Source organism: Streptomyces sp. NPDC058534 (genome assembly GCF_042717365.1).
Lineage (GTDB): Bacteria > Actinomycetota > Actinomycetes > Streptomycetales > Streptomycetaceae > Streptomyces.
Genome location: NZ_JBHXNW010000137.1, coordinates 1 through 10,187, shown reverse-complemented (window position 1 = coordinate 10,187; position 10,187 = coordinate 1). Strand labels below are relative to the sequence as shown.

Annotated in this window: 11 protein-coding genes; 5 read left to right on the top strand and 6 right to left on the bottom strand. The window is 73.5% G+C overall.

The window, feature by feature from the left end:
* Positions 1-321 precede the first annotated feature (321 nt).
* The 4 genes from ACFWR9_RS41530 to ACFWR9_RS41515 all read right to left on the bottom strand — a co-directional run bounded on the left by ACFWR9_RS41530 (position 322) and on the right by ACFWR9_RS41515 (position 3,604).
* A complete protein-coding gene (locus tag ACFWR9_RS41530; protein ID WP_383852539.1) occupies positions 322-1,005 on the bottom strand; it encodes a response regulator in 684 nt (227 codons plus the stop codon).
* Positions 1,002-2,237 (bottom strand): sensor histidine kinase, encoded by a 1,236-nt coding sequence (locus tag ACFWR9_RS41525; protein ID WP_383852536.1) that lies wholly within the window; start codon positions 2,235-2,237, stop codon positions 1,002-1,004. The genes ACFWR9_RS41530 and ACFWR9_RS41525 overlap by 4 nt, the downstream gene beginning before the upstream one ends.
* A 168-nt stretch (positions 2,238-2,405) precedes the next feature.
* On the bottom strand, positions 2,406-2,687 hold the full coding sequence (locus ACFWR9_RS41520; RefSeq protein ID WP_383852534.1) for a hypothetical protein: 282 nt from the start codon (positions 2,685-2,687) through the stop codon (positions 2,406-2,408).
* A 23-nt stretch (positions 2,688-2,710) separates the two neighbouring features.
* Positions 2,711-3,604 (bottom strand): PspA/IM30 family protein, encoded by an 894-nt coding sequence (locus tag ACFWR9_RS41515; RefSeq protein ID WP_383852531.1) that lies wholly within the window; start codon positions 3,602-3,604, stop codon positions 2,711-2,713.
* Between the two features lie 144 nt (positions 3,605-3,748).
* Between ACFWR9_RS41515 and ACFWR9_RS41510 the strand changes: the two genes are divergently transcribed.
* The 3 genes from ACFWR9_RS41510 (at position 3,749) to ACFWR9_RS41500 (ending at position 6,361) form a co-directional block, all read left to right on the top strand.
* Positions 3,749-4,420, top strand: coding sequence for a DUF3043 domain-containing protein (locus ACFWR9_RS41510; protein WP_383852544.1), 672 nt, complete (start codon positions 3,749-3,751; stop codon positions 4,418-4,420).
* A gap of 83 nt (positions 4,421-4,503) precedes the next feature.
* Positions 4,504-5,205, top strand: a complete 702-nt coding sequence (locus tag ACFWR9_RS41505; RefSeq protein ID WP_383852541.1) for a class I SAM-dependent methyltransferase — start codon at positions 4,504-4,506, stop codon at positions 5,203-5,205.
* A gap of 79 nt (positions 5,206-5,284) precedes the next feature.
* Positions 5,285-6,361 carry a S1C family serine protease gene (locus ACFWR9_RS41500; RefSeq protein WP_383852528.1) on the top strand — a complete coding sequence of 359 codons (1,077 nt, stop codon included), beginning with the start codon at positions 5,285-5,287 and terminating at the stop codon, positions 6,359-6,361.
* Between the two features lie 43 nt (positions 6,362-6,404).
* Here the strand turns inward: ACFWR9_RS41500 and ACFWR9_RS41495 are convergent, their stop codons facing one another.
* Positions 6,405-6,650, bottom strand: coding sequence for a hypothetical protein (locus ACFWR9_RS41495; RefSeq protein ID WP_383852525.1), 246 nt, complete (start codon positions 6,648-6,650; stop codon positions 6,405-6,407).
* A 163-nt stretch (positions 6,651-6,813) separates the two neighbouring features.
* On the opposite strand from ACFWR9_RS41495, the gene ACFWR9_RS41490 reads away from it, so the two are divergent.
* Complete coding sequence (locus tag ACFWR9_RS41490) at positions 6,814-8,013, top strand: bifunctional adenosylcobinamide kinase/adenosylcobinamide-phosphate guanylyltransferase (RefSeq protein ID WP_383852523.1); 1,200 nt, start codon at positions 6,814-6,816, stop codon at positions 8,011-8,013.
* Here the strand turns inward: ACFWR9_RS41490 and ACFWR9_RS41485 are convergent.
* Positions 8,002-8,721, bottom strand: a complete 720-nt coding sequence (locus ACFWR9_RS41485) for a class I SAM-dependent methyltransferase (protein WP_383852520.1) — start codon at positions 8,719-8,721, stop codon at positions 8,002-8,004. The two genes, ACFWR9_RS41490 and ACFWR9_RS41485, sit on opposite strands and share 12 nt — an antisense overlap.
* A gap of 143 nt (positions 8,722-8,864) precedes the next feature.
* Between ACFWR9_RS41485 and cobT the strand changes: the two genes are divergently transcribed.
* A complete protein-coding gene (cobT, locus tag ACFWR9_RS41480; RefSeq protein WP_383852518.1) occupies positions 8,865-9,941 on the top strand; it encodes a nicotinate-nucleotide--dimethylbenzimidazole phosphoribosyltransferase in 1,077 nt (358 codons plus the stop codon).
* Positions 9,942-10,187: the final 246 nt, after the last annotated feature.

Below are 10,187 nucleotides of genomic sequence, written 5' to 3'. Positions count from 1 at the left end.
CACCCGGCGGCAGCCCGCTGCCGTCCCGGACCTCGGTCCGGGCCTTCCCACTTCCCGCCGTGCGCCCGAAGCGCGCACGGTCCCCGCCACCACCCCCACCAGGGTGGTCAAGCATCCGGCGGGGCATGACACCCAGACACCAGCCGCACACCAGCCGGTAACATGGGGTCAGGGTCTCTCTTCTGTGGCCGAGCGGAGGGGACGGGGCACATCTGTACGCCCACTCCAACACCCTGGGCCATGGGCGGCCCCGGTTCCCCAGCCCACAGGTCCATTTCCTTATCCGGCGCCTACTCCCGCCGCAGTACACGCGGGTAGAGGTCACTCCACCCTTGGACGTACCAGCCCGGATTCGTACGCGATCACGACCAGCTGGGCCCGGTCGCGGGCGCCCAGCTTGGCCATGGCCCGGTTCACGTGGGTCTTCACGGTGAGCGGGCTGACCTCGAGACGCTCGGCGATCTCGTCGTTGGAGTGCCCGCCGGCGACCTGGACCAGCACCTCGCGCTCCCGCCCGGTCAGCGTCTCCAGCCGTTCGGCGCGGGCGGGGTCGCTGTCCGCCCCGGCCGTGCCGTCCTGGGCGAGGAAACGGGCGATCAGACCCTTGGTGGCGGCCGGTGACAGCAGCGCCTCCCCGCCGGCCGCGACGCGGATCGCGCTGAGCAGTTCGTCCGGTTCAGAGCCCTTGCCGAGGAAGCCCGAGGCGCCCGCGCGCAGCGACTGCACCACGTAGTCGTCGACCTCGAAGGTGGTCAGTATGACGACACGGACGTGGGCGAGGGCGGGGTCGGCGCTGATCAGGCGGGTGGCCGCGAGGCCGTCGGTGCCGGGCATCCGGATGTCCATCAGCACCACGTCGGCCCGCCGCTCGGCGGCCAGCCGGGCCGCCTCCGCGCCGTCGGACGCCTCCCCCACCACCTCCATGTCGGGCTCGGAGTCGACCAGCACCCGGAAGGCGCTGCGCAGCAACGCCTGGTCGTCGGCGAGCAGGACACGGATCGTCATACGGGGTCCTCCGCGGCATCGGTGCGGCTTCTGACCGGAAGGATCGCATGGACCCGGAAGCCGCCTCCGTAGCGGGGACCGGTGGTGAGGGTGCCGCGCACGGCGGTGACGCGCTCGCGCATACCGAGGAGCCCGTGGCCGCCGCTGTCCGGGGTCGCGCCGTCTCCGCCGCCGTCGCCGTCGCCGGTCCCGTCGTCGAGGACGGTCACCTCGATGTTCGGCCCCACCCGTACGACGCTGACCTCGGCCTTCGCCCGCTGTCCCGCGTGCTTGCGGACGTTGGTCAGGGCCTCCTGGATGATCCGGTAGGCGGCCAGGTCGACGGCGGCGGGCAGTTCGGTGCCCTGGTCGGCGCGGGCCACCTCGACGGGCAGCCCGGCGTGGTGGAAGGTGCCGACGAGTTCGTCCAGCCGGTCGAGGCCGGGAGCGGGCTCGGTCGGCGCCTCCGGGTCGCCGGACTGGCGAAGCAGCCCGACGGTGGCCCGCAGCTCGTCCAGCGCGCTGCGGCTGGCCTCCCGTACGTGCGCGAGGGCCTCCTTGGCCTGGTCGGGCCGCTTGTCCATGACGTGCGAGGCGACCCCGGCCTGGACGTTGACCAGGGCGATGTGGTGGGCGACCACGTCGTGCAGGTCGCGGGCGATCCGCAGCCGCTCCTCCGCGACCCGGCGGCGGGCCTCCTCCTCGCGGGTGCGCTCGGCCTTCTCGGCCCGGTCCCGGATGGCCTGCACGAAGGCGCGGCGGCTGCGGACGGCGTCCCCGGCGCTGGCACCGATGCCTGTCCAGGCGAAGACGGCGAGGTTCTCCTGCGCGTACCAGGGCAGCGTCCCGAACAGCATGGCGGCGCCGGTCAGCACCGCCATGGTGAGCAGGCCGACCCGCCATGTGGTGGGGCGGTCGGTGGAGGCGGCGACGGTGTAGAGGGCGATGACGGCGGACATCACCACGGGTGCGCGGGGGTCGCCCGTGATGCTCTCGACGACGGAGACGCAGCCCGTGACGCCGAGGACCACCAGCGGGGCGCGGCGGCGGAAGGCGAGGGCGGCGGCGCCGACGGCCATCAGGACCAGGCTCAGCACGGCGGGCGTGCGCAGACTCCAGGTGACGCCCTCGGGGCCGTGCGGGTCCGCGAAGGAGCCCGCGACCATGCACACCAGGACCGCCGCGGCGAGGGCGGTGTCCAGTGCGGAGGGGTGGGCGCCGAGGGTGCAGCGGGCGCGGGCGAGGGTGCTCACGGCTGTTTACGGTAGCTGGAGTGGGCGTGGGTTGTTACTGGGCCCGTGTGCAGTGGGCGTCTGCTGGGGGCTGCGCCCCCAGACCCCCGCAATCGGCCTGGACGGCCTCGTCCTCAAACGCCGGACGGGCTGAAAGATCCGGACGGGCCGAAAGGCGAAGCCAATCCTTCACCCGCCCGGGATGAGGCCGTCGTCGCTCAGCAGCTCCTTGACCTCCTCCAGGGTGGCGTCCGGGGAGGGGAGGATGAGGTCCGACGGCTCCAGGGAGTCCTCCGGGAGGGGCTCGCCGAGGTCGCGGACCTTGGTGAGGAGGGCCTGGAGGGTCGCGCGGAAGCCGGGGCCGTCGCCGTTCTCCATTTCGGCCAGGAGTTCGTCGTCCAGCTTGTTCAGCTCCGCGAGCCGGTCGTCGGCCAGCGTCAGCTGTCCCTCCCCCATGATCCGTACGATCATGTCGGCCCTCCTAGGCGCGTGGGCTACTGCTTGTCGAAGCGCGGAGTGTCCTGCGGCTGCTGCTGGGCCTGCGACTGAGCCTGCGTCTTGCCCTGGTCCTCGCCGCCCTCGATGGCCTGCCGGTCGGAGGTGCTGCCACCGGCCAGCTCGGCCTTCATGCGCTGGAGCTCCAGCTCTACATCCGTACCACCGGAGAGCCGGTCCAGCTCGGCCTGGATGTCGTCCTTGTGCATGCCGGACTGGTCGTCGAGGGCACCGGAGGCGAGCAGCTCGTCGATGGCACCGGCGCGGGCCTGGAGCTGGGCGGTCTTGTCCTCCGCCCGCTGGATGGCCAGGCCGACGTCGCCCATCTCCTCGGAGATGCCGGAGAACGCCTCTCCGATGCGGGTCTGGGCCTGGGCCGCCGTGTAGGTGGCCTTGATGGTCTCCTTCTTCGTGCGGAAGGCGTCCACCTTGGCCTGGAGCCGCTGGGCCGCCAGGGTGAGCTTCTCCTCCTCGCCCTGGAGGGTGGCGTGCTGCGTCTCCAGGTCGGTGACCTGCTGCTGGAGGGCGGCCCGGCGGGAGAGCGCCTCGCGGGCGAGGTCCTCACGGCCCAGCGCCAGCGCCTTGCGGCCCTGGTCCTCCAGCTTGCCCGACTGGGACTGGAGCTGGTTGAGCTGCAGCTCCAGGCGCTTGCGGCTGGTCGCCACGTCGGCGACCCCGCGGCGCACCTTCTGCAGCAGCTCCAGCTGCTTCTGGTACGAGTAATCGAGGGTCTCGCGCGGGTCCTCGGCCCGGTCCAGGGCCTTGTTGGCCTTCGCGCGGAAGATCATCCCCATACGCTTCATGACACCGCTCATGGGCTTCGCGCGCCCCCTTCTGGCCGACTCCGGCTCCAGCGACTGCAACAGAACCCACAGTACGGGCCCTGCATCCATTACCGCACTGTTCGGGGACGGATGCGCTCATCCCCAAGGACGACTGCGTACGCTCCCGATCCGGCGCAAGGAGTAGGTGCTCCCCGGGGTTGTCCCGAATGACCGGTGTCCGAGGGCGTGCACAACGTCCCCTCTGTCCACTTACTGACGACCGGCGTTGCCGGATCGTTCCCCACCGGACTGGGGTACACACCCCCGCACCCCGTACCCTTGGGTTTTGTGTTCCGTAGCCGTGCCAAGGATGAGAAGGCCCAGAGCGCCAGCGCGCCGGTGACCGACTCCACTCAGACCCGTGACCCGCAGGCCCCCAAGGGCAGGCCCACGCCCAAGCGCAGCGTGGCCCAGTCCCAGCGCCGCAGCGTCTCCAATACACCGTTGACGCGCAAGGACGCCGCCAAGCGGCAGCGCGAGGAGCGGCGGACCGCGATGGCGCGCCAGCGCGAGGCGCTGGCGAAGGGGGACGAGCGATACCTGCCGGCCCGCGACAAGGGCCCGGTCCGCAGGTTCGCGCGCGACTTCGTCGACTCGCGGTTCAACATCGCGGAGTACTTCCTGCCGATGGCCGTGATCATTCTCGTGCTGAGCATGGTCCGCGTGGCCTCGCTGCAGAACGTCGCGCTGCTGCTGTGGCTGGTCGTGATCGTGCTGATCGTGCTGGACTCGATCGTCACCGGCGTCCGGCTGAAGAAGCGCCTCGCCGAGCGCTTCCCCGGCGAGCGCCTGCGCGGCGCCGTCGCCTACGCCCTGATGCGTTCGCTCCAGATGCGTCGCCTGCGGCTGCCCAAGCCCCAGGTCAAGCGCGGGGAGCGGCCCTGAGCGCGACGCCTTTCGCCGGTGACGCGGCCGAGACCTGGACAGCGGGACTGCCGGGTCTGCGGAACGTCGTACGGCAGGAGATGGTGGCGCGACAGCTGGACGAGCAGATAGCCGGCCGTTTCGCCGTGGGCCGTCGCCTGCGGGTGCTCGACGTCGGCATGGGCCAGGGCACCCAGGCGCTGCGGCTGGCACGGGCCGGGCACCAGGTGACCGGCGTGGAGCGGGACGCCACGATGATCGCCGCGGCGCGGGACGCGCTGGCCGGCCAGCCGGAGGGCATCCGGGAGCGGATGCGGATCGTCGAGGGCGACGGCCGGGACACCGGCGTGCACTTCCTGCCCGGCAGCTTCGACGTGGTGCTCTGCCACGGCGTACTGATGTACGTCGAGGAACCCGATCCGCTGCTCGCGGGGCTGGCCCGGATGCTCGCGCCGGGCGGCCTGCTCTCCCTCCTGGTGCGCAACGGCGACGCGCTCGCCATGCGCCCCGGACTGCACGGCGACTGGGCCGGCGCGCTGACCGCCTTCGACACCACGAACTACCGGAACCGCCTCGGCCTCGATGTGCGCGCGGACCGGCTGGCGACGCTGACGGCGAAGCTCGCGAGCATCGGCGCCCCGCTGCACGCCTGGTACGGCGTCCGGATCTTCACGGACACGGCGACCGACGAGCCCGCTCCCCCGGCCGGCCTCGAACCCCTGCTGGCCGCCGAGGAACGAGCCGGCCGCACGGACCCGTACCGCGGGATCGCGGCGCTGCTGCACCTGTGCGGAGTGCGCGGCTGAGGTCTGTCCCATGGCTGCCCGGCGCCCGTTCGGGTGTTCACCGGAAGCCGCCGCCGGGGTGCGCGGTGAGACTCGGGGCATGGACGCTTCCCGTACCCGTGCGCCACGCCGGCTCGGTCCCGTCGCCGCGTCGGCCTGCGCCCTGCTGCTGGCGACCGGCTGTTCCGGATCCGACCGGGGCTCCGCCGGCGCGCGGGAGGGCGACACGGCACAGGCCGTCGCGCCGCACGCGGCCAACGACCTCCAGGCCGACTACGAGCGGGTGATCAAGGACGTACTGCCGTCGGTCGTGCAGATCCAGGCGGGCGACTCCCTGGGGTCGGGGGTCGTGTACGACGACAAGGGCCACGTCGTCACCAACGCGCACGTCGTCGGGGACGGCGAGTCCTTCCGGGTGACGACGGCCCGCAGCGAGGGCGCCCTGGCCGCGCGGCTCGTCTCCTCGTACCCCGAGCAGGACCTGGCGGTCATCAAGCTGGACCGGGTGCCGGACGGGCTGAAGGCGGCCCGTTTCGGGGACTCCACGAAGGTCGCGGTCGGGCAGATCGTGCTGGCGATGGGCTCGCCGCTCGGCCTGTCCTCCAGCGTGACGCAGGGCATCGTGTCGGGGACCGGACGGACGGTCACCGAGGGCCGCAGCGGGGGCGGTACCGGCGCGACCATCGCCAACATGGTGCAGACGTCCGCGGCCATCAACCCCGGCAACAGCGGTGGCGCCCTGGTGAACCTCGACGGGCAGGTCATCGGCATCCCGACGCTGGCGGCGACCGACCCGGGCATGGGCGACAGCGCGGCACCGGGCATCGGCTTCGCGATCCCGGCGTCGATGGTGCGGACGGTCGCCGACCAGATCGTGAAGGACGGCCGGGTCACCGACTCGGGCCGCGCGGCGCTGGGCATCACCGCCCGTACGGTCGTCGACGACGACTACCGTCCCGCGGGCGTGGCCGTCGTCGAGGTGAGCGACGGCGGGGCCGCGGACGACGCGGGAATGCGTCCCGGCGACGTCATCGTCAAGGTCGGGGACACCGACATCACCACCATCACCTCCCTGGCCGAGGCACTGGCGTCGATGGCGCCGGGCGACCGGACGAAGGTGACCTACACCCGGGACGGCGACGAGCGCACCGCCGAGGTGACGCTGGGCGAGCAGTGACGGGGACGCGACGACCGCCCCCGCCCGCTCCTCGCGCCTACGCCTACGCCTCAGAAGCCTCGGCGTCGTCGGCGCTCCCGGCCTCCTCGGCGTGCAGGCTCATCGGGCCGTAGATCTCGGTGGCGTCCTCGAAGAGCCGCACCTGGTCCGCGCCGCCCTCCTTGAGCTGCTGCCAGTACTCCCCGATCCAGGACTCGGCGTCCCCTTGCGTGGTGAACTCCTCGGGCTGCACCGCGGGCTGGACCTCCGTCCCGCCGGCCGTCTCGAACCGCCACGTCCATGCCGCCATGTACGCCTCCAGGATATGAGCACATGCAGAGCGGAAGCCGGATCTTGGTCCGGCCTCCGACCGCAGCCTATGCGCTGAGCGGGGTGCGCCGTACAAGGCGGTGCGTGCTCCTTGGGGGGCCTCGGGCGCGCACGTCGCCGGGTGACCGGCGAAAATCGGGTGCGTGGACGTGACTCTGCTCGGCACCGGTGCCCCCGCGGGACTCCCCCGCCCCGACTGTCCCTGCGCGGCCTGTGCCGCGGCGCAGGGCGAGCAGGTACGCGCGGCGACCGCGTTGCTGGTCGACGGTGCGCTGTTGCTCGACCTGACGCCGGGCGCCGCGTTCGCCGCGGCCCGCGCCGGGCGCTCCCTGACCGGCGTACGGCAGGTGCTGCTCTCCCATCCGCACGACGGGCCCGCGGTGGAGGTGCCGGCCGGGCTGCCGCAGCCGGGGCGGGTGCCGGACGGGCGGGAGCTGGCGCTGCTGACCGGGCACCGGGTGCGGGCGGTGGCGCTGGACGCGCCGGGCACCGGTTACGCCGTGACGGGTCCGGACGGCCGGCGGCTCCTCTACGTGCCGCCGGGCGGCGCCCCGGCCGGTCTGGAGGAGCCCGCGGAGCCGTACGACCTGATCCTCGCGGACGTGGTCGGGCGGCCGGACGCGCTGGCGAAGCTGCGGGCGGTCGGCGCGGCGGGCCCGACCACGGACGTCGTCGCCGTCCATCTGGACCACGACGTGCCGCCGGGCCCGGAACTGGCGCGGCGGCTCGCGGCGGGCGGGGCGAGGGCCGTGCCCGACGGCACGACGCTGACGGTGGGCGCCTACGAGGCCGTACCCGACGTACCGCGGCGCACCCTGGTGCTGGGCGGCGCGCGGTCGGGCAAGTCGGTGGAGGCCGAGCGCCGCCTGGAGTCCTTCCCGGACGTGCTGTACGTGGCCACCGGCGGCTCCCGCAACGGCGACACCGAGTGGGCGGCCCGGGTCTTCGCCCACCGGGAACGGCGCCCGGGTTCGTGGCGCACCGCCGAGACCTGCGACCTGGTACCGCTGCTGAAGGACGACGGCCCGCCCCTCCTGGTCGACTGCCTGTCGCTGTGGCTGACGGACGCGATGGACGCGGTCGGCGCGTGGGACGACGCGGAGTGGGCCGGCGGGGGCGAACGGGCCCTCAGGGACCGGGTACGGGAGTTGACGGAGGCGGTCCGCGCCACCCGGCGCACGGTCGTCGCGGTGTCGAACGAGGTGGGCTCGGGCATCGTCCCGGCCACCGCGTCCGGCCGCCGTTACCGGGACGAACTCGGGCGGCTGAACGCGGCGTTCGGATACGAGTGCGAACAGGTGCTGCTGGTGGTGGCGGGCCAGGCCCTGGTGCTACGCGGCTGACCCGTCCCGGCGCGCGATGACCCGATGCCCCCGGGCACCGCCCAGCACCGTGCAGCCCTGGGCCAGCAACTCGGCGGCCAGGCCCACGGGGTGCGCGGGAGACAGCCGACGCGGGTCCGCGACACCAACGAGCAGATGACCACCGGGCCGCAACACCCGCACGGCGGCCCGCAGCTCCCCACGGGGGTCGGAAACGCTCTCCAGATACTGGAAGAGACTCACGACGTCGTAGCGGGCGCGCAGCCGGGGCGCGATGTGCGGGTCCGTCAGCCGCCCCACGAACGCCTCCTCGACCCGCTCCACCGCACGGGCCCGCAGCACACGGTGGGTGGCGTCCAGACCGTCGAACGAGGTGTACGGGAAGTGCGCGCGGGCGGTGTGCGGGAAGTCGGCGTCGCCGGTGCCGACGTCCAGCCAGCTCTCGGGCTCGGGGCAGTGGCGGAGCATCGCGCGGGCGGCGAGCGAGTGTCTCAGCCGGACACCGGCCCGGACCGCCGGGTGCCCGGACTCCGCCGGGAGCGGCGGATTCCGGAACCCGTGCCGACAGTCCGCACACCGTTCGAGCACGGACCGGCCGGGCTCGCCCTGCCGCGGCTCCTCACGGCGCGTCCGTGCCCGCAGCCGACGCGAGCCGCACCAGGGGCAGTCCGCGCGGTACGGCCCGTAGCGGGGGACGGGAGGCACCGAGGGGGCGGGGGGTGCGGACATGGGCGGCTCCCGAGACGAGTACGTACGACAATCCAGGCAAAACGTTACGTAGCTGAACGCGTCAAGGGGTGCAACGACGCCGCCCGGGCGCGCTGCCCACGGGCCCTCCTTGGTGTTCGACCGGGGCCGGTACTGTTCGGCGAATGAGCTCGCTGAATCTCGACGACTTCACCGACCTGATCGAGCGCCCGGACGGCGGCGTACGTCGCGACGCGGAAGCGCGCCGGGAGCGTCAGGTCGTTCCGCCCGGAGCGCTGGGCCGCCTGGACGACCTGGGCGAGTGGCTGGCCGCGGCGCAGTCCGCCGTACCGGTGCGGCCCGTCGAACGGCCCCGGGCCGTGCTCTTCGCCGGCGACCACAGGATCGCCGAACTGGGTGTCTCGGCGCGGCCCGCGGGCGGTGCGGGCGAGTTGGTGCGCGAGGTGCTGGAGGGCGGCCGGCCGGTGTCGGTGCTCGCCCGGCGGCTCGGTGTGCCGGTCCGCGTCGTCGACATGTCCCTGGACTGCGACCCCGAGACGCTGCCGGCCGAGGTGGCGGGACACCGGGTACGGCGGGGCGGCGGGCGCATCGACGTCGAGGACGCGCTGACCCTGGAGGAGGCGGAGGCCGCCTTCCGGGCCGGGATGGCGGTGGCCGACGAGGAGGCCGACTCGGGCACGGACCTGGTGGTGCTCGGCGATGTGAGCGTGGGCGGGACGACGGCGGCGGGCGTGCTGGTCGCGGCGCTGTGCGGGACCGACGCGTCGGTCGTCACCGGGCGGGGCGGGCTGCCCATCGACGACCTGGCCTGGATGCGGAAGTGCGCGGCGATCCGCGACGCGTTGCGCCGCGCCCGGCCGGTACTGGGCGACCAGATGCAGCTTCTCGCCACGGTGGGCGGCGCGGACCTCACCGCCATGACGGGCTTCCTGCTCCAGAGCGCGGTGCGGAAGATGCCGGTGATCCTGGACGGCGTCGTGTCGGCCGCGTGCGCGCTGGTCGGACAGCGGGTCGCCTTCCGGGCACCGGACTGGTGGCTGGCGTCGCACGACAGCGGCGAGCCGGGCCAGGCGAAGGCGCTGGACCGGATGGCCCTGGAGCCGCTGCTGTCCCAGGGTGTGACGGTGGGTGAGGGCGCGGGGGGCCTACTGGCCCTGCCCCTGGTCCAGGCCGCGGCGGCACTGTCTGCGGAGCTGCCGGAGAAGCCGTCCGACGACAAGGCCGCGACCGCCGCCGGGTGAAGCGCGGGGTGGGTGACGCGACCCGGCGCTTGCCGGGTGCCGCTGCGCCCACCCGTGCCGCCCCTGGGGGTACCTCCCAGGCCGTTCAGGCACTGGGGGAGGCACATCTGCCCGCGGTTTCGGCGGGCCGGCGGAGAGCCGCGTACGGCGAGAAGGGGTCGTGTCGGGGGGTGTCCGCCCGCAGCGGTTGGCGCGTCAACACAGGTCACTTCTGTGGCCGACCGATTCCGCGCCGTTCCGAGGACC

Bases quoted from the DNA above. Each gene is read 5' to 3' on its own strand.
- ACFWR9_RS41495 (WP_383852525.1), bottom strand. From the start codon at position 6,650: ATGGCGGCATGGACGTGGCGGTTCGAGACGGCCGGCGGGACGGAGGTC.
- ACFWR9_RS41520 (WP_383852534.1), bottom strand. From the start codon at position 2,687: ATGATCGTACGGATCATGGGGGAGGGACAGCTGACGCTGGCCGACGAC.
- ACFWR9_RS41515 (WP_383852531.1), bottom strand. From the start codon at position 3,604: ATGGATGCAGGGCCCGTACTGTGGGTTCTGTTGCAGTCGCTGGAGCCG.
- ACFWR9_RS41500 (WP_383852528.1), top strand. From the start codon at position 5,285: ATGGACGCTTCCCGTACCCGTGCGCCACGCCGGCTCGGTCCCGTCGCC.
- ACFWR9_RS41530 (WP_383852539.1), bottom strand. From the start codon at position 1,005: ATGACGATCCGTGTCCTGCTCGCCGACGACCAGGCGTTGCTGCGCAGC.
- ACFWR9_RS41485 (WP_383852520.1), bottom strand. From the start codon at position 8,721: ATGTCCGCACCCCCCGCCCCCTCGGTGCCTCCCGTCCCCCGCTACGGG.
- cobT (WP_383852518.1), top strand. From the start codon at position 8,865: ATGAGCTCGCTGAATCTCGACGACTTCACCGACCTGATCGAGCGCCCG.